We start from the raw sequence: 25848 nt of genomic DNA, 5'->3' as shown, positions 1-25848 counted from the left end.
GCGGTCCGCGCTCACCAGCCCCACAGGTGTTCGCTGGCCGCCCAAACCGTGCCGTTGCCGTCCGGGGCGCGTAGCTGCACCCAGTCTCCTTGGCGGCGCACGGTGGCCAGCACGTCCCCATAGCGGGCGCGACCCACCACCTGCCACTCTAGGCCAGGGCCACTGCGCAGGTTGAGCGTGCGCGTGCGCACCACGTGGTACCGCTCTGGGCCGGTGACGCGCGCTGCGATCCAGCCTTCGTCGCCCTCGAAATCGCGCACGCGCAGCCAGTCGCCCTGGCGCTGCAGGACCAACAAGGGGTAACCCCGTTTGAGTTGCCATTGCACGTCGGCGTCGGGCGCGGGTGCGGCGCGCAGGTTGACGACGGAGCTGCGCACGCTGACGAGTTCTTGCGCCTGTGCGCCCAGCGCCAGGGCGGCCAGTGCCAGCGCCCAAGTGCGCGCGATGGCGCGGTGGATGGGGACCATGCGGCGACTCCTTTCGTGCCAAGGATATCCGCCAAATGATACGCCAGGGGGCTCGCTCGGGTCAGGCCGGCGCTGGGCCGGGACGCCGCAGCGGCAGCCGTGGATCGAATTTGGCGCGGTGCACGCTGAAGTACGCTTTGACTTGGCGCACGTTGCCGTGTTCGGTCCACAGCCGCTGGGCTAGCGCGTGGTAGTCGTCCATATCGCGCACGGTGACGACCAGCACGAAGTCGGGGCCCGCGCTCACCCGGTAGCACTGCTGGACGGCGGGCTCGGCCACGGCGCGCGCTTCGAAGGCGCGTAGGTGTTCGTCGCCCTGGCGTTCCAGGCCGATTTCCACGATCGCGGTCAGGCAAGGCCCCAGCAGCGCCGCCACACGCTGCGGCTGCAGGATGGCCACGCGCCGCTCGATCAGGCCCGCGGCTTCCAGCCGCCGCACGCGCCGCAACACCGTGGGTGCCGACACCCCGCATTGGGCCGCCAGCGCGGCCAAGGAGGTGCCGGCGTCGGTTTGCAGCCGGTCGAGTAGGGTGAGGTCCAGCTCATCGATGTAAAAATCGTTCATAAAACTATTGATAATGGAATCGTTGCGCGCACGTGGTGGGAAGTGAACGATTATTTCAAAAATAGAGAAAAAAAGAAGTTTCCACATTCGTGGGTTGTCGTACCTTTGCGCTGTTGTCGAGCCAGAGCGGGGGATTGACCCATGTGTGGAATCGTGGCAGCGGTCGCAACGACCGATGTGGTGGGGGTGCTGATCCAGGGACTGCAGCGGCTGGAGTACCGTGGATATGACTCGTGTGGGTTGGCGGTGCACCAGGGAGCGCCGCTGGCCGGTGCAGTGGCGGCCGATGCCGGACGGCGTGGCTTGGTGCGCGCGCGCAGCACCGCCCGCGTGGCCGAGCTGCAGGCGCAGGTGCAGGCCGAGCGGCTGCAAGCAGCCACGGGTATCGCGCACACGCGCTGGGCCACGCACGGCGCGCCTGCCGTGCACAACGCGCACCCGCACGTCAGTCACGGCCCGGGTGTGCGGCCCGGCGAGCGCGCGCCGCGTGTGGCGCTGGTGCACAACGGCATCATCGAAAACCACGAATCCCTGCGTGCAGCGTTGCAGGCGCGCGGCTACGTGTTCGAGAGTCAGACCGACACCGAGGTCATCGCCCACCTCATCGACAGCCACTACGACGGTGATTTGCTGGCGGCGGTGCAGGCTGCGACCGCCCAGCTGCGGGGGGCGTATGCGATCGCCGTGCTGCACCACGACGAGCCGCAGCGCCTGGTGGGGGCGCGCGTCGGCTCGCCGCTCGTGCTGGGTATCGGCGCCGCGGTGCAGGGGCCAGCGCCGCACTACTTGGCCAGCGACGCACTGGCGCTGGCGGGCGTGACGGACCGCATCGTCTTTCTGGCCGAGGGCGACGTGGTGGACGTCGCGCTCGGGCGCTATCGCGTCGTCGGTGCCGACGGGCGCACGCTGGACGCGGCCGCACGCCCCGTCAAGACGGTGCACGTGGGCAGCCAAGACGTGGCGCTCGGGCCCTACCAGCACTACATGCAAAAAGAGATCTTCGAGCAGCCGCGCGCGCTGGCCGACACGCTCGAGGGCGTGGAAGGCATCGTGCCCGAGCTGTTCGAGGACCACGGTATCCGCAGTCGGGCGGCGTGGCGCGTGTTTCGTGAGATCGACCGCGTGCTGATCCTGGCCTGCGGCACCAGCTACTACGCCGGTTGCGTGGCGCGCCATTGGCTGGAGTCGATCGCGCGCATCCCCACCACGGTCGAGATCGCCAGCGAATACCGCTACCGCGACGCCGTGCCGGATGCGCGCACGCTGGTGGTGACCATCAGCCAAAGCGGCGAGACGGCCGACACGCTGGCAGCGCTGCGCCATGCGCAGCAGCAGGGCATGACGAATACGCTGACCATCTGCAACGTCGCCACCAGCGCCATGGTGCGCGAGTGCGAGCTGGCCTATGTGACGCGCGCCGGGGTGGAGATTGGGGTGGCCAGCACCAAGGCGTTCACCACGCAATTGGCGGCGCTGTTTCTGCTGACACTGGCGCTGGCGCAGGCCAAAGGGCGCCTGACCCCTGAGGACGAAGCCCGCCACCTGCGCGCCATGCGCCACTTGCCGCTGGCGCTGCAGGCTGTGCTGGCGCTAGAGCCACAGGTCATCCGCTGGGCCGAAGATTTCGCCGCCAAAGAGCACGCGCTGTTCCTGGGCCGCGGGCTGCATTATCCGATCGCGCTCGAAGGCGCGCTCAAGCTCAAGGAAATCAGCTACATCCACGCCGAGGCGTACCCGGCGGGCGAACTCAAGCACGGCCCGCTGGCGCTGGTGACCAGCGCCATGCCCGTGGTGACGGTAGCCCCCAACGACGCCCTGCTGGAGAAGCTCAAGAGCAACATGCAAGAGGTGCGCGCGCGCGGCGGGGTGTTGTACGTACTGGCGGACGCCGACACCCACATCGCCGGCGGCGACGGGGTGCATGTGATCCGGTTGCCGGAGCACTACGGGGCGCTGAGCCCCATTCTGCACGTGGTGCCGCTGCAACTGCTGGCCTACCACACGGCGTGCCTGCGCGGCACCGACGTGGACAAGCCCCGCAACCTGGCCAAGAGCGTGACGGTGGAGTAGGGCGACGCTTGACGTGTGTGCTACGTTGAAGAGAGCCGGTGGTCTGGCCCGAGTGCTCTCCTCGGCGCGGGGGGCGGGGTGGCGCCGGCGTGTCGAGAAGGAAACAACGGAGGCATTCATGCAGCAACGCGTATGGCAACGCTCCGCGTCATGGCGCGGGTGGCGCAAGAAGGTGGTGGCGGCGTGTGCGCTCGCTTTCGGGGCGGCACCCGTCGTGCAGGCGCAAGCCCCGGCACCGGTGCCCGTCGTGGCCAGCTTCAGCATCTTGGGCGACCTCGTGCAGCAGGTGGGTGGCGAGCGGGTGCAGGTGCGCACCCTCGTCGGCCCGGAGGCGGACGCGCACGTCTTCCAGCCCAAGCCCGCTGACGCGCGCTCGGTGGCCGCGGCGCGGTTGCTGGTGGTCAACGGCCTGGGTTATGAGGGTTGGCTGGAGCGCCTGCTGCGCAACGCCAACTACCGCGGTGAGCTGGTGCGCGTGGCCGATGGCATCGAGCCGTTACCGGCGCGGGACAGCCATGACCACGGCGCAAAAGCAGGGCACCGACATGAGCACGGTCATGACCACGGCGAGCACGACCCGCACGCCTGGCAAGACGTGCGCCACGTCATCCACTACACGCAACGGATTGCCGAGGCGCTGTGCCGCGAGGATGCACCGGGCTGCGACCACTACCGCCAGCGGGCCCAGACCTACACCCAGACGCTGCGGGCGCTCGATGCCGAGATCCGCGCCGCGTGGGCACCGATTCCCCCGCAACAGCGCAAGGTGGTGACATCGCACGACGCGTTCCGCTATTACGGCCACGCCTACGGGGTGCAGTTCTTACCCGCGCAGGGCGTCAGCACCAGCAGTGAACCATCGGCGGCTGGGGTGGCGCGCCTCATCCGGCAGATCCGTGCCGAGGGCGTGCGCGCGGTTTTCGTGGAACGGCTAACCGACCCGCGACTCGTGCAACGCGTGGCGCAGGAAGCGGGGGTCACCCCCTCACCGGTTCCCCTGTACTCGGATGCCCTGTCCCCACCCGGTGGGCCCGCGCCGGACTACGTGAGTCTGATGCGCCACAACACGCGCGCCATGGTCGAGGCGATTCAGGGGCGTCCTTGATCGGGGGCAAGCCGACAGGCCGATGACGGTCGGCGGCCTAGCCTCACGGCTGCACGCGCACCTGTGGCGGCTCGCCAGGGGCCACGGCCTCCAGGCGGCCGATCACCCAGCCGGGTTGGCCCTGGGCGGCGGTGAACGCTTCCTGCACCGCTGCCAGTGTGTCGGGAGCACAGGCGACCAACAGGCCACCGCTGGTCTGTGGGTCGGTGATCAGCGACTGCCACAGGGCGCGCGCATCGGGCGCCAGCGCCGACAGGTCCACCGCGTCGCCGTAGCTGGCCCAGTTGCGGCCAGAGGCGCCAGTGGCGATGCCCTGCGCCAGCAGCGCGCGGCTGACCTCGAGCACCGGCAGCGCGGTGCTGTCCACGCAGGCGCGCAAGCCGGCCGGGCGGCACATTTCCAGCAGGTGGCCCGCTAGGCCAAAGCCGGTGACATCGGTCATCGCATGTACGCCGGGCAGCTCGCCCAGCGCAGCGCCGGCGCGGTTGAGCAGCGTCGTCCAGCGCCGCATCTGCTGGTAGCCGTCTGTGTCCAGCCGTCCCTTTTTGAGCGCTGCGGACAAAATACCCACGCCCAGCGGCTTGCCCAGCACGAGCACGTCGCCAGGGCGGGCGCCCGCATTCGTCTTGACGCGCTGCGGGTGCACGGTGCCAATGACCGCCAGCCCGTAGATCGGCTCGACCGTGTCGATCGAGTGGCCGCCGGCCAGTGCCACCCCGGCGTCGCGGCAGGCAGCGGCCCCGCCTTCGAGCACGCGGCCGATGACCGACTCGGGCAGCTGGTTGATCGGCATGCCCACCAGTGCCAGTGCCAGCAGCGGCTGGCCGCCCATGGCGTACACGTCCGACAGCGCGTTGGTGGCGGCGATGGCACCGAAGTCGTAGGGGTCATCCACCACGGGCGTGAAGAAGTCGGTGGTGGCCACCAGCGCCAAGTCGTCGCGCAGGCGGTAGACTGCGGCGTCGTCGCTGGTCGCCGTGCCCACCAGCAGTTCGGGCGGCGCGAGGTGCGGGGGGACTTGCGCCAATAGCCGCCGCAGCACCGCGGGGGCGATTTTGCAGCCGCAGCCGCCGCCGTGGGCCCAAGCGGTCAGTCGGTTCGGGTCGCGCATTTCGGTGTCCATTCTCGTTCCCTTCACAGCTCACGCAGCCTTGCCATGGCCGCTAAACCGGATATTGTCACGCTGGATCAGATCGACGCGTTCGACACGCTGATCGACGCTCGCAGCCCGGCGGAGTTTGCGCTCGACCACCTGCCCGGCGCGATCAACCTGCCGGTGCTCGACGACGAGGAGCGCCGCATCGTCGGCACGCTGTACAAACAGACCGGCGCTTTCGAGGCGCGGCGCATCGGCGGCGCCTGGGTGGCGCGCAACATCGCCCGCCACATCGAGGCCGTCATGCAGGACCGGCCGGCCGGCTGGCGCCCGCTGGTGTACTGCTGGCGTGGCGGGCAGCGCAGCGGCGCGTTTGCCCTATGGCTGCGCCAGATCGGCTGGGCCGCGGCGCAGTTGCAGGGGGGGTACAAGGGCTACCGGCGCTGGGTCGTGGAGCAGCTCGACGCCCTGCCGCCGACGCTGGACTGGCGGGTGATCGCCGGTCCGACCGGCAGTGGCAAGACGCGGCTGCTGCAGGCCCTGGCCGCCCGCGGGGCGCAGGTGCTGGATCTGGAGGCGCTGGCGCGCCACCGCGGCTCCATCCTGGGCGCGTGGCCCGACGGGCAGCTGCAGCCCAGCCAGAAGGCCTTCGACACCGCGCTGGTCGATGCGTTGCGGCGCTTCGACCCCGCGCGGCCGGTGTGGGTGGAGGCCGAGAGCCGCAAGATCGGCGCCGTGCAGTTGCCCGAGGCGATGACGGCGGCGCTGCAGCGCGCCCCGCGCGTGCAGGTGGAGGTGCCGTTTGCGGCGCGGCTGGCGCTGGTGCTGGAGGACTACGCCTGGCTGGGGCGCGACCCCCAGGCGCTCGCCCAGCGGCTGCAGGCCTTGCGCGGCCTGCAGTCCAACGAGACGCTGGCGCGGTGGCAGACCTGGGCGCTGGCGGGGCGGCTGACCGAGCTGTTCGCGGAGCTGATGACGCACCACTACGATCCGCTCTACCGCCGCTCGCAGGAACGGACCGGTGTGCCGCCGTGGCGGACTCTCCCGCTGCCGGCGCTGGATGCGGCCGGGCTGGAGCGCGCGGCGGTCGAGTTGCTGGAGGGCGCGGCGGCGCATGGTCTTCCCTGATGATTCGGGGCTAAGTTATATTTTCTTGTAATAAAGAAATTAGAAAATAATTGTTTGTGTTTTGAAGGGCGCCGCCCAGAATTCCCAGCATCCCACCCGATCCGCCGGAGGAATCCCCGATGCGACGCCGTTCATTCAACCGTGGCCTGTGGGCCACCCCCCTGGCTGCCCTGGCGCTGGGCGCCGGCCTGATCGCCAGCGCACCGGCCCACGCCCAGCCGGCCACCCTGCTCAACGCGTCCTACGACGTGGCGCGCGAGTTCTACAAGGACATCAACGCCGCCTTCGTCGCGCATCTCAAGAAGACCAGCGGCCGTGACGTCACGGTGCAGCAGTCGCACGGCGGCTCGAGCGCCCAGGCGCGTGCCGTGGCCGACGGGCTGGACGCCGACGTCGTGACCATGAACACGACCACGGACATCGACTTCCTGGCCGAGCGCGGCGTCGTCGCCAAGGACTGGGCGCAGCGCTTCCCGCACGGTGCGGCGCCCACCACATCGACGATGCTGTTCCTGGTGCGCCAGGGCAACCCCAAGAACATCCGCGACTGGGACGACCTGGTCAAGCCGGGCGTGCAGGTGGTGGTGGTCAACCCCAAAACGGGCGGCAACGGCCGCATGGCCTACCTGGCGGCCTGGGGGCAGGTGCTGGCGCGCGGCGGCACGCCCGAGCAGGCGGCCGACTTCGTGCGGCGGCTCTACCGCAACGTGCCGGTGCTGGCGCGCGGCGGCCGTGATGCCACCGGCGTGTTCCTGCAGCGCGGCATCGGGGACGTGCTGATCACTTTCGAGTCCGAGGTGGTGTCGGTGGACCGCGAGTTCGGCACCGGCAAGGTGGACGTGGTCCACCCGTCGGTCAGCATCGTGGCCGAGAACCCGGTGGCGATCGTCGAGCGCACCGTGCAGAAGAAGGGCACGCGCGATCTGGCCAAGGCCTACCTGGACTTCCTGTACACCGAGGAGGCGCAGGAAATCGCGGCGCGCCACGCCATCCGCCCCCGCAATGAGGCGGTGCTGCGCAAGTACGCCGCCACCTTCAAGCCGCTCAAGCTGTTCACGGTGCAGCAGCACTTCGGCAGCCTGGCCGAGGCGCAGCGGGTGCACTTCAACGACGGCGGCCAGTTCGACCAGCTCTACACCGCGGGGCGCTGAGGCCATGACCGCGATCACGCTTGTCGCGACGGGGCCGGCCGTCCCGCGCAGCACCGGGCGGCGGGTGCTGCCGGGCTTCGGGCTGACGCTGGGCTACACCGTCATCTACCTGAGCCTCGTGGTGCTGATCCCGCTGACGGCACTGGTGGCCAAGACGCTGACCCTGGGCTGGGCGGAGTTCTGGGCCGCGGTGACGGCGCCGCGCGTGCTGGCCGCGTTTCGCCTGACCTTTGGTGCGTCGCTGCTGGCGGCGATGGCCAACGCGGTGGCCGGTCTGCTGGTGGCCTGGGTGCTGGTGCGCTACCGGTTTCCGGGCAAGCGGCTGGTCGACGCGCTGGTGGACCTGCCGTTTGCGTTGCCCACCGCGGTGGCCGGCATCTCGCTGGCGGCGCTGCTGGCCGGCAACGGCTGGATCGGGCAGTGGCTGGAGCCGTGGGGCATCCAGCTCGCCTTCCAGCCGGCCGGGGTGGTGATCGCGCTCATCTTCATCGGGCTGCCGTTCGTGGTGCGCACGGTGCAGCCGGTGCTGGAGGACGCGGAGCGCGAGCTGGAGGAGGCCGCGCAGTGCCTGGGCGCGACGCGCTGGCAGACCTTCCGCCACGTGATCTTCCCGACCATCCTGCCGGCGCTGCTGACGGGGTTTGCGCTCGCCTTCGCCCGCGCGGTGGGCGAGTACGGCTCGGTGATCTTCATCGCCGGCAACGTGCCGATGGTGTCGGAGATCGTGCCGCTGATCATCATCGGCAAGCTGGAGCAGTACGACTTCGCCGGGGCCACGGCGGTGGCGACTGTGATGCTGTTGGCGTCGTTTGCGCTGCTGCTTGTCATCAATGCGCTGCAGGCCTGGCAGCGCCGTCGTGCGGGGAGCTGACATGGGAATCCCGACCTCCACTCGCGTCGGGGCGCGCGGCCCCCAGACCACCGAGGCGCCCTGGGTGCGCTGGACGCTGACGGTGCTGGCGCTGGGCTTCATGGCCCTGTTCCTGGTGCTGCCGCTGCTGGCCGTGTTTGCCGAGGCGCTGCGCAAGGGCTGGGATGCCTACTGGAGCGCCTTGCAGGAGCCCGACGCCTGGGCTGCCGTGCGGCTGACGCTGCTGACGGCTGCGATTGCGGTCCCGCTCAACCTGGTGTTCGGCGTCGCCGCGGCGTGGGCGATCGCCAAGTTCGAGTTTCGCGGCAAGGCGCTGTTGACGACGCTGATCGACCTGCCGTTTTCGGTCTCTCCGGTGGTGGCGGGCTTGCTGTACGTGCTCGTCTTTGGGGCGCAGGGGTGGCTCGGACCGTGGTTGGCCGCGCGCGACATTCAGATCATCTTCGCCGTGCCGGGTATCGTGCTGGCCACCGTGTTCGTGACGTTTCCCTTCGTGGCGCGCGAGCTGATCCCTTTGATGCAGGCCCAGGGCAACGAAGAGGAGCAGGCCGCCATGGTGCTGGGCGCCAACGGCTGGCAGACCTTCTGGCACGTGACCTTGCCCAACATCCGCTGGGGCTTGCTGTACGGCGTGATCCTGTGCAACGCGCGCGCCATGGGCGAGTTTGGGGCGGTCTCGGTCGTCTCCGGTCACATCCGCGGGCTGACCAACACCATTCCGCTGCACGTGGAGATTCTCTACAACGAGTACCAGTCGGTGGCGGCCTTCGCCGTGGCGTCGCTGCTGGCCCTGCTGGCGCTCGTCACGCTGGTCATCAAGACCGTGGCCGAGTGGCGCATGCAGCGCGAGTGGCGCGCGCTGGCCGATCTGCCGCCCGAGCGGCCCAGCGCCGGGCCGCAGACCGCAGGCGACGCCTGGCGTCCCGCCACCAGGGCCGCTGCGCTCCCCGTTTCCTCCCCGCTTTCCGGAGTCCGCGCATGAGCATCGAAGTCCAGCGCATCAGCAAGCGTTTCGGTCATTTCGTCGCGCTCGACGACGTCAACCTGCACATCGACTCGGGCGAGCTCGTCGCCCTGCTGGGGCCGTCGGGCTGCGGCAAGACGACGCTGCTGCGCATCATCGCCGGGCTGGAGTCGCCCGATGCCGGTGCCATCCGTTTCGAGGGCGAGGACGCCACCGACCGCCACGTGCGCGAGCGCAACGTGGGCTTCGTGTTCCAGCACTACGCGCTGTTTCGCCACATGTCGGTGTTCGACAACGTCGCCTTCGGCCTGCGCATGAAGCCGCGCAGCCAGCGCCCCTCGGAGCGCCAGATCCGCGACAAGGTGATGTCGCTGCTGCAGCTGGTGCAGCTGGACTGGCTGGCGGACCGCTACCCGGCGCAGCTCTCGGGTGGGCAGCGCCAGCGCATCGCGCTCGCGCGCGCGCTGGCGGTCGAGCCCAAGGTGCTGTTGTTGGACGAGCCCTTCGGCGCGCTGGACGCCAAGGTGCGCAAGGAACTGCGCCGCTGGCTGCGCCGGCTGCACGACGAGCTGCACGTGACGAGCATCTTCGTCACCCACGACCAGGAGGAGGCGCTGGAGGTGGCCGACCGCGTGGTGCTGATGAACCACGGCCGCATCGAGCAGGTGGGCAGTCCGCAGCAGGTCTGGGAGCAGCCGGCCAGCCCCTTCGTGGTCGGCTTCCTGGGCGACGTCAACCTGTTCCACGGCCGTGTCCATGAGGGCCTGGTGCACCTGGGCGACGGTGTGACGCTGGACCTGCCCGAACATGCCGACGCGCGCGACGCCCAGGCCCTGGCCTATGTGCGCCCGCACGAGCTGGACGTCGCGCCGCTGGCCGATGGCACAGGCCTGCCGGCGCGCCTGGAGCGCGTCCTGGTGGTGGGCCCACTGGCCCGGCTGGAACTGCGGCCGCTGGCCCCAGCCGACGGTGGTGCCGTTCCTGCCGTGCTGGAGGCCCACGTGCCGGCCGAACGCTGGGCCGCCCTGGGCCTGCGTGAGGGCGACACCGTGCGCGTGGCGCCCCGCACGGCGCGCGTGTTCCTGCGCACCGATGAGGCCTCGCCCGCGCCCGTCTGATTCTCCTTGCTGGTGCGGCCGGCCGCCGGCTGCGCGATCACCGCGCCGCGTGAGCCGCTCGTTGGCGCAGTGGCGTCCCTGTCGCAGGGTCGGGCAGCCCCGCTGCCGATGCGCCGGAATTGCGCGCGCGACGGGTAGAGCATGGCGATGGAGTGGCCGATCAGGGCCTGCGGGTCGTAGCCGAACAGCTCGGCGAACGCGCGGTTGCAAGCCACGACGACGTGCCGCCGTGTCACGCACAGCGCGACCGGCGACCAGTCGAAGCCCTCCGCCGACGGGACATCGGCACAGGAGGGCATGACGGGCACACGGTATTCATACCGTATTGTCAGCCACCGGGGCCGGCACTAAGGTCACGTCCGACGTCGACTGCGCCGCACGTCGGTGGCGCGGCCCTGTTCCAGGAGACCTCCAATGCACCTTGCGCAACTGCTGGTCCGCCAGGCTCGCGTGGCCGGTGACCGCCCCGCCATCTTCCACGGCCCCCACCCCTGGGCCTGCCACGCCGAGTGGGCCGCCCGCGCCGCGGGACTGGCCCACCGCCTGCGCCAGGGCGGCCTGCAGCCGGGCGAGCGCGTGCTGGTCTTCATGCGCAACCATCCGCGCTACCTCGAAGTCCTTTGGGGCGCCTGGTGGGCGGGGCTGGCCGTGGTGCCGGTCAACGCCAAGCTGCACCCGAGCGAGGTCGAGTGGATCGCCGACGACGCCCGCACCCGCTGGGGCTTCGTCACGGCGGACGTGGCACCGACCGCGCTGCGCGGTCTGGAGCGGCAGGTGGACATCGAGTCGCCCGAGGCGGACGACCTGCTCGCGCCCCTGGATGACTGGACGGCGCACCCGCCGGTGGAGCGCGCGCCCGACGATTTGGCCTGGCTGTTCTACACCAGCGGGACGACGGGGCGGCCCAAGGGGGTGATGCTGACGCAGCGCAACCTGATGACGATGGGATTGACGTACTTCGTCGACGTCGATGCGGTGGATGCCGGCGACGCCATCGTCTACGCCGCGCCGATGTCGCACGGGTGCGGGTTATATGCGATCCCGCATGTGATGGCCGGCGCGCGCCACGTGGTGCCCGCCTCGGGCGGTGTCGACCCCGCCGAGCTGTTCGCGCTGGGCCGGGCGCTGGGGCCGCTGTCGACGTTCGCGGCTCCCACCATCGTCAAGCGCCTGGTGGACCACGCGCAGGCCGCAGGGCTGACGCCCGAGGACTGCGCGGTCGCCTTCAAGACCATCGTCTACGGCGGCGCGCCGATGTACGTGGCCGATATCGAGCACGCGCTGCGCATCATGGGGCCGCGTTTCGTGCAGATCTACGGGCAGGGCGAGACGCCCATGGTGGCCACGGCCTTGTCGCGGCGGCACCTGACCGACACGGCGCACCCGCGCTACCGCGAGCGGTTGGCGTCGGTGGGGGTGGCGCAGACGCCGGTGCAGGTGCGCGTGGCCGACGCGCAGGGCCGCGACCTGCCCTGGGGCGAGCCGGGCGAGGTGCTGGTGCGCGGCGACACGGTGATGGCCGGCTACTGGCGCAACCCCGCGGCGACCGCCGCGGCGCTGCGCGACGGCTGGCTGTGGACCGGCGACATCGGGGCACTGGATGCCGACGGCTTCCTGACGCTGAAGGACCGCAGCAAGGACCTGCTCATCAGCGGTGGCTCCAACATCTACCCGCGCGAAGTCGAAGAGGTGCTGCTGACCGCCCCCGGCGTGGCCGAGGTCGCGGTGGTCGGCGCCCCGGACCCGGAGTGGGGCGAGGTGGTGGTTGCGTTCGTCGTCCCCCGGCCCGGCGCCGCGGTGAGCGCCGAGACCCTGGACGTGCACTGCCTGGCGCACATCGCGCGCTTCAAGCGGCCCAAGCGCTACGTGTTCGTCGAGGCCCTGCCCAAGAACCACTACGGCAAGGTGCTCAAGACCGAGCTGCGCGCCCGGCTGCGGCCGCCGACCTGACCGGGGCCGCCATCCCCATCGACGGCGGCTGGACGGCCCATTGAGGCGGAGGTGGCGGCAGGATCGTCCGCCCCCACCCCGACCAGCACGACGGTTGGCCGCCCGCTGTGCAGCACGCTGGCCCGCGGCAAGGTCTCCAGGGTGTGCTGGCTGTGGATCGCGTCCGGCCAGCCGGCGCGCGAAACCACCGCCACCGGCGTCGTCGCCGGCCAGCCCGCGGCCGCCAGCTGCCGCGCCAGGCCCGCCAGCTGTCTGCCCGCCATGTAGAACACCTCGGTGTCGGCGTGGCGGCCGGCGGCCAGGTCGTGCTCGCGCGTCATGGCCGTGGTCAGCGCCACGCTGCGCCCGCGCCCGCGCCGGGTCAGCGGGCGTTGCGCGTCGGCAGCGGCGGCCAGTGCTGCGGTCACGCCGGGCACCACCACGGCCGTGTGGCCGGCCGCACGCACGGCGGCCAGCTCCTCCTCCAGCCGCCCGAAGACGCTCGGATCGCCGCCCTTGAGGCGCACCACGCGTCGGCTCGTCGCGGCGTGGTGCAGCAGCAGAGCGTGGATCACCTCCTGTCCGGTGGCGCGGTCGAAGCCGCGCTTGCCGACGTCGATCCAGCGCGCCCGTGGCGCCCATTCGCGCAGGGTGGGGTCGGTCAGCGCGTCGGCCAGCACCACCTCGGCCTCGGCCAGCAGGCGCGCGCCGCGCACGGTGATCAGATCGGCCGCGCCCGGTCCGGCGCCGATGAAGGCGACGGTTGCCATGTCAATCCACCAACAGCGCGCCGCTGGTGCGGTGCGTGGCCGGATCGACCACGATCAACGCGCCGGTCTGCACACTGTCGCCGAACGGCGACAGTGGCAAGGGTTCGGCCACCTCGACCACCACGCGGCCCAGGTCGTTGACGCCCAGCTGCGCGGCATCCACCGGCTCCAGCGTATCGATGTCGAGTCGGTGCTCGATGGCCGCGATGCGGCCTTGCACCCAACGGTGGCCGTGGCGCAGCCAGTAGCGGCGCCCGATGGCGGTGGGATCGGTGTCCAGCCACGCTGCGGTGGCGTGGAAGCGCCGCTGCCCCTGCAGGGCCGACGGTGCGCCCAGCCAATCCCCGCGCGAGATGTCGAGCGCGCGATCCAGCACCAGGCCAATCGACTGACCGGCCTCGCCCACGGCGATGGCGGCACCGGCGTGGTGCCGGATGTCCGTGACCCGGGCCGTCTCGCCGGACGGAAAGACCGTCACCGCATCGCCGACGCGCACCGTGCCGGTGGCCAGCCGCCCCCAGTACACGCGGGGTTGGTGTCCGGTGCCGTCCCCGCTGCGCGCTACCCATTGCACGGGCAGGCGCCACGGTGCCTCGGCGGCGGGTATCGGCACGGGCAGCGATTCCAGCAACGCCAGCAGCGTCGGTCCGTCATAGCCACCCACCGGCGCGGGTGAGATGACGTTGTCGCCCCGCAGCGCCGACACCGGCACGATACCGACGGGGGAGAGCCCAGCGCGTTGCGCAAAGGTCTCCAGTGCCGCACGCACGGCGGCGTACGCGGCGCCGGCGTCCGACACGGCGTCGATCTTGTTGACCGCGAACACCAAATGCGGCACACCCAGCCGGTGCGCCAGCAGCGCGTGGCGGCGCGTTTGCGGGAGCAACTCGACGGGGCGGCGTGACAGGTCCAGCTTGGTGACATCGACCAGCACCACCGCCGCATGGCTGCCGGCGGCGGCCGTGACCATGTTGCGCGTGTACTGCTCGTGGCCCGGCGCGTCGGCGATGATGAACTTGCGCCGTGGGGTCGCAAAGTAGCGATACGCGACGTCGATGGTGATGCCTTGTTCGCGCTCGGCCTCCAGCCCGTCGGTCAGCAGCGACAGGTCCAGCGCACCGCCGCCGCGGCCGTGCCGCCGCAGGGCGTCCACCTGGTCGGCCAGCAGCGCCCGGCTGTCGTAGAGCAGGCGGCCGATCAGGGTGCTCTTGCCGTCGTCCACGCTGCCGGCGGTCAGGAAGCGCAGCGCCGCGTGGCGGGCCGTGGCGTGGCGGGTTGCGATTGCGTCGTCCATCTCAGAAGTACCCCTCGCGCTTGCGCCGCTCCATCGCGGCTTCGCTGGTGCGGTCGTCCACCCGGGTGGCGCCGCGTTCGCTGATCTCGGCGCGCAGCGTCTCGGCCACGATGGCCTCGGCGCTGGCGGCCGTGCTCTCGACCGGGCAAGTGCAGGTCATGTCGCCCACGGTGCGGAAGCGCACGCGCACGGTCTCCACCGCCTCGCCCGCACGCGGCGGCGTGACCGGCGTGACCGGCACCAGCAGGCCCTGGCGGCGCACCACCGGGCGCTCGTGCGCCCAGTACAGCGCCGGCAGCGCGATGTCCTCGCGCGCGATGTAGGCCCACACATCCAGCTCGGTCCAGTTGCTGATCGGGAAGGCGCGCATGTGCTCGCCCGGCTGCAGCCGGGTGTTGAACAACGTCCACAGCTCGGGGCGTTGCGCCTTGGGCTGCCACTGCCCGAAGGCGTCGCGGTGCGAGAAGATGCGTTCCTTGGCGCGGGCCTTCTCCTCGTCGCGGCGCGCACCGCCGATCAGCACGTCGAAGCGGTGCGCCTCGATCGTCTCCAGCAGCGTGACGCTCTGGTGCGCGTTGCGCGAGGCCAGCGGATCGGCCAGTCGCACGGTGCCGCGGCGGATGGAGTCCTCCACGTGACCGACGATCAAGGCGTCGCCGTGGCGCTGCACCAGTTCATCGCGAAACGCGATCACTTCCGGAAAGTTGTGGCCGGTGTCGATGTGCAGCAGTGGCAGGGGCAGCCGTCCGCTCCACGAGCCATCGGTCTGCCGCTGCTGGAAGGCCTTGCGCGCCAGGTGCAATACCACGCACGAGTCTTTGCCACCAGAAAACAGCAGCGCAGGGCGCTCGAACGCGCCCACCGCTTCGCGCAGGATGAAGATCGACTCTTCCTCCAGCGCGTCGAGATGCCGCCAGTCGATATCGGGCAAGTGGGTTTGGGGGGGCAGGGCTGCGGTCATGGTTGGATCGGGCTCAAGGAGGTCGAGCGGGAAGGGGTGTTGGCCGTGGGGACGTGCAGGCCACACTCGCGGCGGGTGTCGTCTTCCCACCACCAACGGCCGGCGCGGAAGTCTTCGCCCACGGCGATGGGGCGCGTGCACGGCGCACAGCCAATGCTGGGCATGAATGCGTCGTGCAGCGGGTTGTAGGGCACGCCATGGGTGGCGATGTGGTGCCAGACGTCGGCCCATTGCCAGTCTGCCAACGGGTTGTATTTCACACGGCCGGCCTCGTCCGGGGCGCGCAGGGGCACGTCGGCGCGGTGGGCGGATTGCGCGCGCCGCAGGCCGGTGACCCAGGCGCTGCGCCCGGCCAGCAGCCGTTGCAAGGGCTCGACCTTGCGCAACCCGCAGCAGGTGTGGCGCAGGGCGACGCTGTCGTACATCGGCCACGGTCCGTGCTGGCGCTCGAAGTCCGCCACCTTCGCTGGCTCGGGGCCGAAGACGGCGATGCGTATGCCCCAGTGCGCCTCAGCGCGGGCGCGCAACGCCAGCGTCTCGGGGTGCAGGCGGCCGGTGTCGATCATCGCGACATCGATCGCGATGCCGTGCCGCGCGATGAGGTCGGTCAGCACCATGTCCTCGGCGCCCAGGCTGGTGGCCTGCACGATACGCCCCGGGTGGTCGGCTGCCGCCTCGCGCAGGCGCTGTACGGTCGCTTCTACCAACGCCGGATACTCGGCGCGGGCGCGGGCGTACAGGCTGATGGCCCGCCCAGGCAGCGGTGGCTCGATGACGATTTCCGGGATACGCCGCTCAGCCATGGGCCAGCTCCGACTGGGGATGCCGCACATCGGGCTGATAAAACGCGTCGAACCAGGCGAGCGCGCGCTGGGCGGCCTCGGGCGGCAAGCCAGGGCGTAGCTGTAGCGAGCAAAAACCGCAGCGCCACAGCAGCAAGGCCTGGTCGGGCGTGACGTCGCCGGTGGCGCGCAGCGTTCCACGGTAGCCCCAGCGCGCACGCAGCAGGCGGGCCTGGGTGTAGGCGCGCCCATCGGTCCACTTCGGAAAGTGCAGCGCGATCAGATCCAACCGCGGCAGATCGGGCACCAGCACGTCCACGGGCTGGTCGTTGGGCCAGCGCACGCCGACGGGCAGCTCGGCGGGCCAGTCCTGCCGCACTGCCAGCCATTGCTCGCCGCTGAGTAGCAACCCAGGTTGCGGGGCCGGGGCTGTTTCCCGTGGGTCTGCTACGCGCCACGGGTCGTGTGCAGGGTCGACGATGTGCAATCGGGCGTCGGTGGGCATGATCAAGCCTCCACGGATTCGATGGCAGTGCTGCGGCGCACCGCGTCGGTCGCCGCGCGAAATGGCGCGAGCCCCACGCGTTGCAAGGTGTCGATGAAGCGCTCGCCGGGCTGTCGTGCGTCCAGGTAGGTGTCGAGCACCGCCTGCAGCGCGTCGCCGATCTCGTCCGCAGCGAACGCAGGCCCCACCACACGGCCCGGGCGCGCCGGCCCGTGGGCGGTCTGGCCATCCGAGCCGCCCAGCGTGAGCTGGTACCACTCGCTGCCGTCCTTGTCCACGCCCAGCACGCCGATGTGCCCGCTGTGGTGGTGCCCGCACGAGTTCATGCAGCCGCTGACATGCAGCGCCAGATCGCCCAATGCCTCCAGTTCTTCCGGGTCCTGGTAGCGCTGCAGCACCTGCAGCGCCAGTGGCGTGGTGCGCGCGTTGGCCAGTGCGCACAGGTCACCGCCAGGGCAGGCGATCAGGTCTGCCAGCGTGCCGCGGTTGGGCGACGCCATGCCGGCCGCGCGTGCGGCCTGCCACAGCGCAGGTAGGTCGACTTCCCGCACCCAGGGCAGCAGCAGGTTTTGCTCGTGTGTCACGCGCGCTTCGCCCGCGCTGAAGCGTTCGGCCAGGTCGGCTGCGGCGTCCAGTTGCGCGTCCGTCACGTCGCCGGGGGCTTGCCCCGGGCGCTTGAGCGACAGCGTCACTGCCACCACGCCGGGCCAGCGGGTGGCCTGCACCTGACGATCGCGCCAGCGCCGCCAGGCCGTATCGGTCGGGGGAGGCGTCGCGTCCGTGTGCGCGGCAGTCGCCAACCACTCGCGGGGCGGCTCGAACATCGCTTGTACGCGCGCCAGTGCGGCGTCGGACAGGCGCAGCGCCGCCCCCAGCGTGTCGTCGCGCTGCAGGGCCTCGAACTCGGCCTGTACCGCATCGATGAACGCCTGCCCTTGTGCCTTGACCAGGATTTTGATGCGCGCTTTGTACAGGTTGTCGCGCCGGCCGTAGGCGTTGTAGACGCGCACGATGGCTTCCAGGTAGCGCACGATCTCGGACCACGGCACGAAGTCGGCGATGACCGGGCCGATCATCGGCGTTCGGCCCATGCCGCCGCCTACGCGCACGCGAAAACCCACCTGCCCCTGCGCATTGCGGTGCAGCTGCAAGCCGATGTCGTGCCACGCGATCGCGGCGCGGTCGTTGGGCGCCCCGGTGACGGCGATCTTGAACTTGCGCGGCAAAAACGCGAACTCCGGGTGCAACGTGCTCCACTGGCGCAGCAGCTCGCAGTAGGGGCGCGGATCCACTTCCTCGTCGGGGGCGATCCCGGCCAGCGCGTCGGTAGTGATGTTGCGGATGCAGTTGCCGCTGGTCTGGATGCCGTGCAAGTCGGCCTCGGCCAGCGCGTCCATCACGTCGGCGGCACGCGCCAGCGGGATCCAGTTGAACTGGATGTTTTGCCGCGTGGTGAAATGGCCCACACCGCCCTGCCCGGCAAACGGGCCCGTCGTCACGCGGTCGAACTCGCGCGCCACGCGCGCCAGTGTGCGCAGCTGGCGGCTGCTGACCTCGCCATAGGGAATGGCCACGCGCAGCATGGGGGCGTGGCGTTGGATGTACCAGCCGTTTTGCAGCCGCAGGGGGCGGAAATCGTCGTCGCTGAGCTCGCCGCGCAGGTGGCGTTCGAGCTGGTTCCGAAACTGCGCGGCACGCTGGCGGATGAAGTGGCGGTCGAAGTCGCTGTAGCGGTACATGAACGGGCATCACGGGTTCGTCGATGCCGTCATTCTGCCGCATGGTTATGAAAGAACAAACGAAAACATCGTTTTATGTCTATAACCCGAGCGCATATAGCGCAGGGTCGCCAGCGCGGTCCCGTGGGTGGATCAGCATCGTAATGGAGTGCGTTGGTCGTGAAGGCTGCCTGATCGAGCCCTTCGGTATACGTCAGCACTTTCGTGGCGAAGCAGATCATGTCATCCAAGTAAAGGTGCCAGGATCGCTCAGACATCGATCGCCTCGTCCTCGATGAAGGGTTTGAGCTCCGGGCGCAGCGCCTTGTCCGTCACCAGATCCACTGCGCACCCGAGCAGGTCTTCCAAAAAAAAATGCACGCCGAAAAACCGTTGAGCCGTCGCTGGCCCATCGAACGAGACGAGCACATCCACGTCACTGTCTGTCCGAGCGCTGTCGCGCGCCGTCGAGCCAAACAGTGTCAGTCGCGTCACCCCGAAGCGTCGCTGGAGTTCGGGTTTGGCTTGCGCCAGCAGTCGGGTTACCGTTTCGCGCCTCATACCGGATGTTCCTTGACACCCCATACGCCTGCTGGCGGTGGGGTCGCCCCATCCTGGTGCGTCTGGCTGAGTGTGCCATGGCCCAAGGCAATCTCCACCATCGCCTGCACCAGCAGCGGGTGCTCGCCCACGGCTGCCGCCAGGTGCCAGTGCACCGCGGGGTGGCGCGCATGCAGTTCGGCCAGCAGGCGCGGTACGTCCTTGCGCACGTGGCCGCCGGCGCCCAGAAAGGCGGGCAGGATGGTGACGTGCCGACAACCGGCGGCGGCCATTTGCGCGCCCGCGCCCAGCAGGTCGGGCGCCATGAACTCCAGGTAGGCCAGGGTCACCGCCCACTGCGGCCGCGCCTGGCGCACCAGAGCCGCGACGCGCTCGAACGGCGCCGCCCAGGCGGGGTCGCGCGCGCCGTGCGCGAGCACGATCAACCCCGGGGCGGATGGTGCGCCCGACGTGACGGGCAATGGTTCCATGGTGGCGTGCATGGCGCGCATAATGGCATAGTCTGACGTTGCTGGAGCCTGCCATGGATTTGACCCCGCCGCCGTACCTCGGTACCATCGATGCCGACACCATCCCCACCAGCGCTGAGGTGCGCCCGGGCGGGGCCGACTGGATGGCTGCGCACTGGATGCCGTTTACCGGCAACCGCCAGTTCAAGGCCGACCCGCGCCTCATCGTCGCCGCCGAGGGCGCCTATCTGATCGATACCGACGGGCGGCGCGTGTTCGATGGCCTGTCGGGCCTGTGGTGTACGGGGCTGGGCCATGGACGGCGCGAGATCGTGCAGGCCGTCAGCCGTCAGGTCGCGACGCTGGACTACTCGCCCGCGTTTCAATTCGGGCATCCGCTGTCGTTCGAGCTGGCCCATCGCATCGTCGCGCACATGCCCGCGGGGCTGAACCGGGTGTTTTTTACCGGTTCGGGGTCGGAGTCGGCCGACACCTCGCTCAAGATCGCGCGTGCCTACTGGCGCGCCCGTGGGCAGGCCAGCAAAACGCGCTTGATCGGCCGGGCCAAGGGCTACCACGGCGTCAACTTCGGCGGCATTTCGGTCGGCGGCATCGTGGGCAACCGCAAGCTGTTCGGTCAAGGGGTGGAGGCGGACCACCTGCCGCACACGCAGCCGCCCGCAGGCAGTTTCTTTCGCGGGCAGCCGCCCGCAGACGGCGGTGGGCGCTATCCCGGCGCGGCGCTGGCCGACGAGCTGCTGCGCCTGATCGAGTTGCACGACGCCTCCACCATCGCCGCGGTGATCGTCGAGCCGTTTTCGGGCTCGGCCGGGGTGGTGGTGCCACCGCAGGGCTATCTGCAGCGCCTGCGCGAGATTTGCACCGCGCACGACATTTTGCTGATTTTCGATGAGGTCATCACCGGCTTTGGCCGCTGCGGCGCCTGGACCGGCGCCGAGGCCTTCGGCGTTACGCCCGATATCCTCAACTTCGCCAAGCAGGTCACCAACGGCGTGCAGCCGCTCGGTGGCGTGGTGGTGCGGCAAGACATTTACGACACCTTCATGGCCGCGGGTGGGCCCGAGTACGCGCTCGAATTTCCACACGGCTACACCTATTCGGCGCACCCGGTGGCGTGCGCGGCCGGCTTGGCGTCGCTGCACCTGCTCGAGCGCGACGAGGCACTGGCGCGGGTGCGGGCGCTTGCCCCCATGTTCGAGGATGCGGTGCACGGCCTGCGCGGGGCCAGCCCGCACCTGACCGATATCCGCAACGTGGGGCTCGCTGCCGGTCTGACGCTGGCGCCGATGCCGGGCGAGCCGCTCAAGCGCCCGTTCGAGGTCGCCATGCGCATGTGGGCCAAAGGCTTTTACGTGCGCTATGGCGGCGATACCGTGCAGCTCGCGCCGCCGTTCATCAGCACCGAGGCGGAGATCCAGCGCCTGATCGATGCGCTGGGCGAGACGCTGCGCGAGCTAGCCTGAACCGCGGCGGGCGCGGCCGCTGCCTGGCGCCCGGTTTTATCGGGCACCCCCTCAGCGCTTGGTCAGCTTGAAGACGGCCGTGCTGGCCAACAGGTTGGGCAGGGTGCGCACCACCCGCCCGTCTTCCAGGCCGAAGGCGTCCTCGATGTGCAGGCCCAGGCGGCGTGCCAACACCTCGAAGTCGGCAAAGGTGCCGACGCGAATGTTGGGTGTGTCGTACCACTCGTAGGGCAGGCGCTTGGTCACCGGCATGCGCCCGGCCAGCACGCGCAACCGGTTGGGCCAGTGCGCAAAGTTGGGAAAGGCCACGATCGCGCTGCGCCCCACGCGTGCGGTTTCGCGCAGCATGGTTTCGACGTTGCGCAGGTGTGGCAGCGTGTCGATCTGCAGCACCACGTCGAAGCTGTCGTCGGCGAACGTCGACAGCCCTTCTTCCAGGTTGAACTGCAGCACGTCCAGCCCGCGCTTGAGACAGGCCAGCACGTGCGCATCGTCGATTTCGATGCCGTAGCCCGTGCAGCCGCGCGTCTCGCGCAAATGGGCCAACAGCGCGCCGTTGCCGCAGCCGAGGTCGAGCACGCGCGCCCCCGGTGGCACCAGGCTGGCGATGAGGTCTTGGGTCAGTCGATCGCTCATGGCTCAGACTCCCGCGGCGGCACGGCGACTGTCCACGCGGTGCTGAAAATACGCCCGCACGGCAGCGTGGTAGCGCGCGTCATCCAGCAAAAAGGCGTCGTGTCCGTGGGGCGCGTCGATTTCGGCGTAGCTCACCGGTCGCCGGTTGTCCAGCAGCGCCTTGACGATCTCGCGGCTGCGCGCGGGGGAAAAGCGCCAGTCGGTGCTGAATGACACCAGCAAAAAGTCGGCGCGCGCGCGCGCCAGTGCCGCACTCAAGTCGCCCTCGAAGTCGCGTGCCGGGTCGAAGTAGTCCAGCGCGCGCGTGATCAGCAGATAGGTGTTGGCGTCAAAGTATTCGCTGAACTTGTCGCCCTGGTAGCGCAGGTAGCTTTCGATCTCGAACTCCACCTCCTGCGTGGTGTAGCGGTAGGCCAGCCGCTGCGCCGCCTCCACGTCACCCGCGCGCAGCGCCTCGGCCAGTGGGCGCAGGCGGCGGCCGAACTTCTCGTTCATGAGGTCGTCGCTGAGGTACGTGATGTGCCCGATCATGCGCGCGATGCGCAGGCCGCGCCGCGGTTTGGTGCCGTGGCGCAGGTAGTGACCGCCGTGGAAATCGGGGTCGGTGACGATGGCGCGCCGCGCCACCTCGTTGAAGGCGATGTTTTCGGCCGTCAGGTTGGGGGCGCTGGCGACGATGATGGCGTGGCGCACCCGCTCCGGGTATTGCAGCGTCCACGACAGCGCCTGCATGCCGCCCAGGCTGCCGCCCATGACGGCGGCCAGCCGGTCGATGCCCAGCGCATCCAGCAGCCGTGCCTGGGCGTCGACCCAGTCCTCCACGGTGACGACGGGAAAGTCGGCTCCCCACGGCTGCCCCGTGGTAGGGTTGACGTGCGTGGGGCCGGTGGAGCCGAAGCACGAGCCGATGTTGTTGACCCCGATGACGAAAAACCGGTCGGTGTCCACTGGCTTGCCCGGCCCCACCATGTTGTGCCACCAGCCTTCGCTCTTTGGGATGGGTTGTCCGTGCTCGTCGGCGTACTGGCCGGCCACGTGGTGGCTGGCGTTGAGTGCGTGGCAAATCAGTACCGCGTTGTCGCGGTCTGGCGACAGGGTGCCATAGGTCTCGTAGGCGAGCTCGAACGACGGCAGCACAGCGCCACTGCGCAGCGCGAGCGGCTCGGTAAACGTGTGGCGTTGGGGGGTAACGATCACGGTCTGGATTCCGGTTGTTGCGCCGTGACCGAGGGCTTGCGGGCCCGGCGCGGCGGCCGGACCTTCCTCTTTAGCGGTATTTGTTACGCGCCCGCAAGCGGGACTCAAATCGGCGCAGCGCGCAGTATAGCGGCAACCATGGGTTGCCGTGCGTGGTTGAGGTGTTGTTTCTGGCGCATCGACGCGGTGTTGGAGGTCGCCGATCGTCGAAAACCCGCCCCAAAACCCTTGACACAGCGCATAATGGGGGTGGCGAGTGTCCGCGACGCTCGCCAGTCGGGTGATCGGTTGGTTTCGCGTGCTGCAGTTGTCTTGTGTGCCGTCGGGGCTCCGTCGCTTTTCGTTCTCTCTCAGTGTGTTCTCAGGAGTCCCTCAAATGGGCAACAAGTTGTACGTCGGCAATCTTCCGTATTCCGTGCGCGACGGCGATCTCGAGCAAGCCTTCAGCCAGTACGGTCAGGTGGCCAGCGCCAAGGTCATGATGGAGCGCGACACCGGCCGCTCCAAGGGGTTTGGCTTCGTCGAGATGGGCAGCGATGCCGAGGCGCAAGCGGCCATCTCTGGCATGAACGGGCAGTCCATGGGCGGTCGCAACCTCGTCGTCAACGAGGCGCGCCCGATGGAGGCGCGTCCCCCGCGCAGCGGCGGCTTCGGCGGCGGCCGCCGGGATGGGGGCGGCTACGGCGGTGGCGATGGCCAGTTCCGCAGCCCCTACGGTGGCCCGCGCCGCCGAGACGATCGCGGCGGCTACTGACCGCTGCTGCCAGTGTGCGCCGCCAGCGTGGCGCGCACTTGGCCGTCCAGCTCGGCCACGCCGGCGCGCTCGTCGTAGCGCATCCGGTCGCCCCGCAGGACGTCGGTGCCGCGCGCAGTGCTTCGTGTGACGAGCACCGGTTGATCGGATTCCAGCAGCCGTTGCTGGGTATGCCACGTCAGCGTCTGGCCCTCCAGGGTCAGGCGCGGCGTGGCATTTCGTTTGGCGCCCGTGCCCACGGGGTCCCGCCACGGTTCGCGCACCACACGCACGTCTCCCTGCAAAAAATAGCGGGTGCGGTCGTCGTCGGTTTGCAGCATGTGGGCACTGGCGTGCAGACGGGTGCCCTCTTCGCGCGAGAGTCGCTCCAGTTGCGCCTGCTTGACCGTGAGGGTTTGGGCGGCGGGGACGTGTTCCAACGTGGTGCCGCGCAGTACGGTCTCCAGTGTGCCGTCGGCGGTGTAGCGGCGCAGGGTGAAGTGTTCCAACCGGTAGTCGGGCTGGCCAGCCGCCAGTGGCGTCTCTCCCAGGGCGGTGGGTGGCGGCAATTGCCGCACCACGCCATAGGTGATCACGGCCAGGGCACCCATCAACGCGACGGGCAGGTACAGCGACAGGCGATCCCAGACGCCATGCCAACGCGGGGCCTGCAGCGGGGGCGATGCCGACCGTGGGGTCATGGCAGGGTTTCGGCCAACAAGCTTGCGTAGTGGCCCGTGGCCACCAGCAGCAGGTCACAAAACTCACGCGCGGCCCCATGCCCGGCCGCAGCTCCGGTGACGTGGTGCACGCGCGCGCGCACCTCCGCGTGCGCCGTGGGGGGCGCGGCGGCAAAGGCACAGCGTGTCAGTACCGGCAAATCGGGCCAGTCATCGCCAATGGCGGCCGCTTGCGACCAGGTCAGCCCCAGTTCCTCCAGTATCGCTTGCGCCGCGGGTCCTTTGTCTTCGGTGCCGTAGCGCACGTGGCGCACGCCCAGCGCGTCCAGCCGCTTGCGCAAGGCGGGCGAGTCGCGCCCGGTGACGACGGCAGGCTCGATGCCGGCGCGGCGCAGCAGCTTCAGACCATGGCCGTCCAGGCTGGAGAAGCGCTTGAGCACCTCACCCTCGGCGTCGTAGTACAGGCCACCGTCGGTCAGCACGCCATCGACGTCGAAGAACGCCACCCGCACGTCCTGCGCGCGCAGCAGGATCTCGGGTGCAAAGGTCAGCACCGGTCGTGTCATCAGATCACCTTGGCGCGCATCAGGTCGTGGTGGTTCAAGGCGCCCACCAGTCGTCCTGCCTCGTCAACCACCAGCACGCTGGTGATGCGGTGGGTTTCCATCAGCTCGGCCGCTTCCACGGCCAGCATCTGCGGCCGTACGGTACGCGGCTGCGGGTGCATGACGTCACCCACCCGCAGGCTGCGCAGGTCGGCGCTCTCGCGCCGCTCGATCAGGCGGCGCAGGTCACCGTCGGTGAAGATGCCGATCGCCACGCCATGCTCGTCCACGACGGCGGTCGCGCCCAGCCCGCCCGCGCTCATCGCGCGCATGGTCTCGATCAGGGTGGCGCTGGGCGGCACGCGCGGTGTCGCCTCCAGCGGCCGCATGACGTCGCGCACCAGCGTCAGCAGGCGGCGCCCGAGCGCGCCGCCCGGGTGCGAGCGGGCAAAGTCGTCCGGCTGAAACCCGCGCGCGCTCAGCAACGCCACGGCCAGCGCGTCGCCCATGGCCATTTGCGCCGTGGTGCTGGCGGTGGGGGCCAGGTTGTGCGGGCACGCCTCGCGCGCCACGCCCGTGTCCAGGATGACGTCCGCGTGCCGTCCCAGGCTGGAGTCGGCCCGTCCGGTCATGGCCACCAACGGCACCCCCATGCGTTTGATCAGTGGCAAGATGGCGGTGAGCTCGTCACTCTCGCCGGAGTTGCTGATGGCCAATACCGCATCGGTGGGCGTGATCATGCCCAGGTCGCCGTGGCTGGCCTCGGCCGGGTGCACGAACATGGCGGGCGTTCCCGTCGACGCCAGTGTCGCCGCGATCTTGCGGCCCACATGGCCGCTCTTGCCCATGCCAGTGACGACCACGCGCCCACGGCAACGCAGCAGCGTGGTCACGGCCTGCACGAAGCGCTCGTCCAGCCGCGCGGCCATGGCTTGCAGGCCGTCGATTTCGGTCTGCAGCGCCGCACGCGCCAGCGCCAGCAGCGCGGCACCGTCGAGGTCTGCGGGGGCAGTCGTCGCGTTGGCGGTCATGCGTGCGATTATCCGGCAACGCCGCCACCCCTTGCGCC

The 25848-nt window shown here is 69.9% G+C and carries 26 protein-coding genes, 1 pseudogene and 1 riboswitch; of the genes and pseudogenes, 10 read left to right on the top strand and 17 right to left on the bottom strand.

Features of this window, described 5'->3' with window-relative positions:
• Positions 1 to 11: 11 nt before the first annotated feature.
• Both ACPYIS_RS01935 and ACPYIS_RS01930 read right to left on the bottom strand, forming a co-directional pair.
• Positions 12 to 467: an SH3 domain-containing protein gene (locus ACPYIS_RS01935; RefSeq protein WP_299021573.1), complete on the bottom strand. Its 456-nt coding sequence runs from the start codon at positions 465 to 467 to the stop codon at positions 12 to 14.
• 61 nt (positions 468 to 528) lie between these two features.
• Positions 529 to 1032 carry an Lrp/AsnC family transcriptional regulator gene (locus tag ACPYIS_RS01930; protein WP_299021572.1) on the bottom strand — a complete coding sequence of 168 codons (504 nt, stop codon included), beginning with the start codon at positions 1030 to 1032 and terminating at the stop codon, positions 529 to 531.
• A gap of 141 nt (positions 1033 to 1173) precedes the next feature.
• Here ACPYIS_RS01930 and glmS point away from each other — a divergent pair, with 141 nt between their 5' ends.
• A complete protein-coding gene (gene glmS / locus ACPYIS_RS01925) occupies positions 1174 to 3102 on the top strand; it encodes a glutamine--fructose-6-phosphate transaminase (isomerizing) (RefSeq protein ID WP_424858623.1) in 1929 nt (642 codons plus the stop codon).
• Positions 3103 to 3220: 118 nt separating this feature from the next.
• Positions 3221 to 4207, top strand: coding sequence for a metal ABC transporter solute-binding protein, Zn/Mn family (locus ACPYIS_RS01920; RefSeq protein ID WP_424858624.1), 987 nt, complete (start codon positions 3221 to 3223; stop codon positions 4205 to 4207).
• 43 nt (positions 4208 to 4250) lie between these two features.
• On the opposite strand, the gene selD is transcribed toward ACPYIS_RS01920, so the two are convergent.
• Positions 4251 to 5318, bottom strand: coding sequence for a selenide, water dikinase SelD (gene selD, locus ACPYIS_RS01915; RefSeq protein WP_425974139.1), 1068 nt, complete (start codon positions 5316 to 5318; stop codon positions 4251 to 4253).
• 45 nt (positions 5319 to 5363) lie between these two features.
• Between selD and mnmH the strand changes: the two genes are divergently transcribed.
• The 5 genes from mnmH to ACPYIS_RS01890 all read left to right on the top strand — a co-directional run bounded on the left by mnmH (position 5364) and on the right by ACPYIS_RS01890 (position 10535).
• The gene (gene mnmH / locus ACPYIS_RS01910; RefSeq protein ID WP_299021567.1) at positions 5364 to 6431 is read left to right on the top strand and encodes a tRNA 2-selenouridine(34) synthase MnmH; all 1068 of its coding nucleotides are present in this window, start codon (positions 5364 to 5366) and stop codon (positions 6429 to 6431) included.
• Positions 6432 to 6550: 119 nt separating this feature from the next.
• Positions 6551 to 7582: a sulfate ABC transporter substrate-binding protein gene (locus ACPYIS_RS01905; protein ID WP_425973799.1), complete on the top strand. Its 1032-nt coding sequence runs from the start codon at positions 6551 to 6553 to the stop codon at positions 7580 to 7582.
• Positions 7583 to 7586: 4 nt separating this feature from the next.
• Positions 7587 to 8453 carry a sulfate ABC transporter permease subunit CysT gene (gene cysT / locus ACPYIS_RS01900; protein WP_424895162.1) on the top strand — a complete coding sequence of 289 codons (867 nt, stop codon included), beginning with the start codon at positions 7587 to 7589 and terminating at the stop codon, positions 8451 to 8453.
• Position 8454: 1 nt separating this feature from the next.
• Positions 8455 to 9435, top strand: coding sequence for a sulfate ABC transporter permease subunit CysW (gene cysW, locus ACPYIS_RS01895; protein WP_424895163.1), 981 nt, complete (start codon positions 8455 to 8457; stop codon positions 9433 to 9435).
• On the top strand, positions 9432 to 10535 hold the full coding sequence (locus ACPYIS_RS01890; protein WP_424895164.1) for a sulfate/molybdate ABC transporter ATP-binding protein: 1104 nt from the start codon (positions 9432 to 9434) through the stop codon (positions 10533 to 10535). Before cysW ends, ACPYIS_RS01890 begins: the two co-directional genes overlap by 4 nt.
• A 122-nt stretch (positions 10536 to 10657) precedes the next feature.
• On the opposite strand, the pseudogene ACPYIS_RS01885 reads toward ACPYIS_RS01890, so the two are convergent.
• Positions 10658 to 10834, bottom strand: a pseudogene (locus tag ACPYIS_RS01885) (PAS domain-containing protein); the annotation flags it as partial.
• Between the two features lie 115 nt (positions 10835 to 10949).
• Here ACPYIS_RS01885 and ACPYIS_RS01880 point away from each other — a divergent pair.
• On the top strand, positions 10950 to 12485 hold the full coding sequence (locus ACPYIS_RS01880; protein WP_424858627.1) for an AMP-binding protein: 1536 nt from the start codon (positions 10950 to 10952) through the stop codon (positions 12483 to 12485).
• Here ACPYIS_RS01880 and cobA read toward each other — a convergent pair.
• From cobA to ACPYIS_RS01840, 8 genes are all read right to left on the bottom strand, one after another.
• Positions 12431 to 13234: a uroporphyrinogen-III C-methyltransferase gene (gene cobA, locus ACPYIS_RS01875; protein WP_299021561.1), complete on the bottom strand. Its 804-nt coding sequence runs from the start codon at positions 13232 to 13234 to the stop codon at positions 12431 to 12433. The genes ACPYIS_RS01880 and cobA overlap by 55 nt on opposite strands.
• 1 nt (position 13235) lies before the next feature.
• The gene (locus ACPYIS_RS01870) at positions 13236 to 14528 is read right to left on the bottom strand and encodes a sulfate adenylyltransferase subunit 1 (protein WP_425973797.1); all 1293 of its coding nucleotides are present in this window, start codon (positions 14526 to 14528) and stop codon (positions 13236 to 13238) included.
• A gap of 1 nt (position 14529) precedes the next feature.
• On the bottom strand, positions 14530 to 15489 hold the full coding sequence (gene cysD / locus ACPYIS_RS01865) for a sulfate adenylyltransferase subunit CysD (RefSeq protein ID WP_424895165.1): 960 nt from the start codon (positions 15487 to 15489) through the stop codon (positions 14530 to 14532).
• Positions 15486 to 16292: a phosphoadenylyl-sulfate reductase gene (locus tag ACPYIS_RS01860; protein WP_299019925.1), complete on the bottom strand. Its 807-nt coding sequence runs from the start codon at positions 16290 to 16292 to the stop codon at positions 15486 to 15488. The genes cysD and ACPYIS_RS01860 overlap by 4 nt, the downstream gene beginning before the upstream one ends.
• Positions 16285 to 16776 carry a DUF934 domain-containing protein gene (locus ACPYIS_RS01855; protein ID WP_424895166.1) on the bottom strand — a complete coding sequence of 164 codons (492 nt, stop codon included), beginning with the start codon at positions 16774 to 16776 and terminating at the stop codon, positions 16285 to 16287. The genes ACPYIS_RS01860 and ACPYIS_RS01855 overlap by 8 nt, the downstream gene beginning before the upstream one ends.
• Before the next feature lie 2 nt (positions 16777 to 16778).
• On the bottom strand, positions 16779 to 18515 hold the full coding sequence (locus ACPYIS_RS01850) for a nitrite/sulfite reductase (protein ID WP_424895167.1): 1737 nt from the start codon (positions 18513 to 18515) through the stop codon (positions 16779 to 16781).
• Positions 18516 to 18764: 249 nt separating this feature from the next.
• A complete protein-coding gene (locus tag ACPYIS_RS01845; RefSeq protein WP_425973794.1) occupies positions 18765 to 19055 on the bottom strand; it encodes a nucleotidyltransferase family protein in 291 nt (96 codons plus the stop codon).
• Positions 19052 to 19525 carry a sirohydrochlorin chelatase gene (locus ACPYIS_RS01840; RefSeq protein WP_424895168.1) on the bottom strand — a complete coding sequence of 158 codons (474 nt, stop codon included), beginning with the start codon at positions 19523 to 19525 and terminating at the stop codon, positions 19052 to 19054. The genes ACPYIS_RS01845 and ACPYIS_RS01840 overlap by 4 nt, the downstream gene beginning before the upstream one ends.
• Positions 19526 to 19668: 143 nt before the next feature.
• Between ACPYIS_RS01840 and ACPYIS_RS01835 the strand changes: the two genes are divergently transcribed.
• Entirely contained in the window at positions 19669 to 20988 is a 1320-nt protein-coding gene (locus ACPYIS_RS01835) for an aspartate aminotransferase family protein (protein ID WP_424895237.1), read from the top strand.
• Positions 20989 to 21039: 51 nt separating this feature from the next.
• On the opposite strand, the gene metW is transcribed toward ACPYIS_RS01835, so the two are convergent.
• Positions 21040 to 21624, bottom strand: a complete 585-nt coding sequence (gene metW / locus ACPYIS_RS01830) for a methionine biosynthesis protein MetW (RefSeq protein WP_424858631.1) — start codon at positions 21622 to 21624, stop codon at positions 21040 to 21042.
• Positions 21625 to 21627: 3 nt separating this feature from the next.
• Positions 21628 to 22821 (bottom strand): homoserine O-succinyltransferase MetX, encoded by a 1194-nt coding sequence (gene metX / locus ACPYIS_RS01825; RefSeq protein WP_424858632.1) that lies wholly within the window; start codon positions 22819 to 22821, stop codon positions 21628 to 21630.
• A gap of 49 nt (positions 22822 to 22870) precedes the next feature.
• Positions 22871 to 22947: riboswitch (SAM riboswitch) on the bottom strand.
• Between the two features lie 250 nt (positions 22948 to 23197).
• On the opposite strand from metX, the gene ACPYIS_RS01820 reads away from it, so the two are divergent.
• Positions 23198 to 23575, top strand: coding sequence for an RNA recognition motif domain-containing protein (locus ACPYIS_RS01820; RefSeq protein WP_299022167.1), 378 nt, complete (start codon positions 23198 to 23200; stop codon positions 23573 to 23575).
• On the opposite strand, the gene lptC is transcribed toward ACPYIS_RS01820, so the two are convergent.
• From lptC to ACPYIS_RS01805, 3 genes are read right to left on the bottom strand one after another with little or no spacing between them, the layout of a single operon-like run.
• Positions 23569 to 24255 (bottom strand): LPS export ABC transporter periplasmic protein LptC, encoded by a 687-nt coding sequence (gene lptC / locus ACPYIS_RS01815; RefSeq protein WP_424858633.1) that lies wholly within the window; start codon positions 24253 to 24255, stop codon positions 23569 to 23571. The two genes, ACPYIS_RS01820 and lptC, sit on opposite strands and share 7 nt — an antisense overlap.
• Complete coding sequence (locus ACPYIS_RS01810; protein ID WP_424858634.1) at positions 24252 to 24800, bottom strand: KdsC family phosphatase; 549 nt, start codon at positions 24798 to 24800, stop codon at positions 24252 to 24254. The genes lptC and ACPYIS_RS01810 overlap by 4 nt, the downstream gene beginning before the upstream one ends.
• Positions 24800 to 25810: a KpsF/GutQ family sugar-phosphate isomerase gene (locus ACPYIS_RS01805; protein WP_424858635.1), complete on the bottom strand. Its 1011-nt coding sequence runs from the start codon at positions 25808 to 25810 to the stop codon at positions 24800 to 24802. The genes ACPYIS_RS01810 and ACPYIS_RS01805 overlap by 1 nt, the downstream gene beginning before the upstream one ends.
• Positions 25811 to 25848: the final 38 nt, after the last annotated feature.

This window comes from Tepidimonas sp. HKU78, from assembly GCF_049860815.1.
Taxonomy (GTDB): Bacteria; Pseudomonadota; Gammaproteobacteria; order Burkholderiales; family Burkholderiaceae_C; genus Tepidimonas.
The sequence above is the reverse complement of the archived record's forward strand: the minus strand, read 5'-3'. Positions and strand labels throughout refer to the sequence as shown.

What these genes read in the sequence shown, in the direction of transcription:
- ACPYIS_RS01820 (WP_299022167.1), top strand. Translation starts at nt 23,198, where the DNA reads ATGGGCAACAAGTTGTACGTCGGCAATCTTCCGTATTCCGTGCGCGAC.
- ACPYIS_RS01930 (WP_299021572.1), bottom strand. Translation starts at nt 1,032, where the DNA reads ATGAACGATTTTTACATCGATGAGCTGGACCTCACCCTACTCGACCGG.
- cobA (WP_299021561.1), bottom strand. Translation starts at nt 13,234, where the DNA reads ATGGCAACCGTCGCCTTCATCGGCGCCGGACCGGGCGCGGCCGATCTG.
- ACPYIS_RS01810 (WP_424858634.1), bottom strand. Translation starts at nt 24,800, where the DNA reads ATGACACGACCGGTGCTGACCTTTGCACCCGAGATCCTGCTGCGCGCG.
- ACPYIS_RS01835 (WP_424895237.1), top strand. Translation starts at nt 19,669, where the DNA reads ATGGCTGCGCACTGGATGCCGTTTACCGGCAACCGCCAGTTCAAGGCC.
- ACPYIS_RS01805 (WP_424858635.1), bottom strand. Translation starts at nt 25,810, where the DNA reads ATGACCGCCAACGCGACGACTGCCCCCGCAGACCTCGACGGTGCCGCG.
- glmS (WP_424858623.1), top strand. Translation starts at nt 1,174, where the DNA reads ATGTGTGGAATCGTGGCAGCGGTCGCAACGACCGATGTGGTGGGGGTG.
- metW (WP_424858631.1), bottom strand. Translation starts at nt 21,624, where the DNA reads ATGAGCGATCGACTGACCCAAGACCTCATCGCCAGCCTGGTGCCACCG.
- lptC (WP_424858633.1), bottom strand. Translation starts at nt 24,255, where the DNA reads ATGACCCCACGGTCGGCATCGCCCCCGCTGCAGGCCCCGCGTTGGCAT.
- ACPYIS_RS01845 (WP_425973794.1), bottom strand. Translation starts at nt 19,055, where the DNA reads ATGAGGCGCGAAACGGTAACCCGACTGCTGGCGCAAGCCAAACCCGAA.
- ACPYIS_RS01860 (WP_299019925.1), bottom strand. Translation starts at nt 16,292, where the DNA reads ATGGCTGAGCGGCGTATCCCGGAAATCGTCATCGAGCCACCGCTGCCT.
- ACPYIS_RS01870 (WP_425973797.1), bottom strand. Translation starts at nt 14,528, where the DNA reads ATGGACGACGCAATCGCAACCCGCCACGCCACGGCCCGCCACGCGGCG.
- mnmH (WP_299021567.1), top strand. Translation starts at nt 5,364, where the DNA reads ATGGCCGCTAAACCGGATATTGTCACGCTGGATCAGATCGACGCGTTC.
- ACPYIS_RS01840 (WP_424895168.1), bottom strand. Translation starts at nt 19,525, where the DNA reads ATGGAACCATTGCCCGTCACGTCGGGCGCACCATCCGCCCCGGGGTTG.
- selD (WP_425974139.1), bottom strand. Translation starts at nt 5,318, where the DNA reads ATGCGCGACCCGAACCGACTGACCGCTTGGGCCCACGGCGGCGGCTGC.
- ACPYIS_RS01890 (WP_424895164.1), top strand. Translation starts at nt 9,432, where the DNA reads ATGAGCATCGAAGTCCAGCGCATCAGCAAGCGTTTCGGTCATTTCGTC.
- cysW (WP_424895163.1), top strand. Translation starts at nt 8,455, where the DNA reads ATGGGAATCCCGACCTCCACTCGCGTCGGGGCGCGCGGCCCCCAGACC.
- cysT (WP_424895162.1), top strand. Translation starts at nt 7,587, where the DNA reads ATGACCGCGATCACGCTTGTCGCGACGGGGCCGGCCGTCCCGCGCAGC.
- ACPYIS_RS01920 (WP_424858624.1), top strand. Translation starts at nt 3,221, where the DNA reads ATGCAGCAACGCGTATGGCAACGCTCCGCGTCATGGCGCGGGTGGCGC.
- cysD (WP_424895165.1), bottom strand. Translation starts at nt 15,489, where the DNA reads ATGACCGCAGCCCTGCCCCCCCAAACCCACTTGCCCGATATCGACTGG.
- ACPYIS_RS01855 (WP_424895166.1), bottom strand. Translation starts at nt 16,776, where the DNA reads ATGCCCACCGACGCCCGATTGCACATCGTCGACCCTGCACACGACCCG.
- ACPYIS_RS01850 (WP_424895167.1), bottom strand. Translation starts at nt 18,515, where the DNA reads ATGTACCGCTACAGCGACTTCGACCGCCACTTCATCCGCCAGCGTGCC.
- ACPYIS_RS01905 (WP_425973799.1), top strand. Translation starts at nt 6,551, where the DNA reads ATGCGACGCCGTTCATTCAACCGTGGCCTGTGGGCCACCCCCCTGGCT.
- ACPYIS_RS01935 (WP_299021573.1), bottom strand. Translation starts at nt 467, where the DNA reads ATGGTCCCCATCCACCGCGCCATCGCGCGCACTTGGGCGCTGGCACTG.
- ACPYIS_RS01880 (WP_424858627.1), top strand. Translation starts at nt 10,950, where the DNA reads ATGCACCTTGCGCAACTGCTGGTCCGCCAGGCTCGCGTGGCCGGTGAC.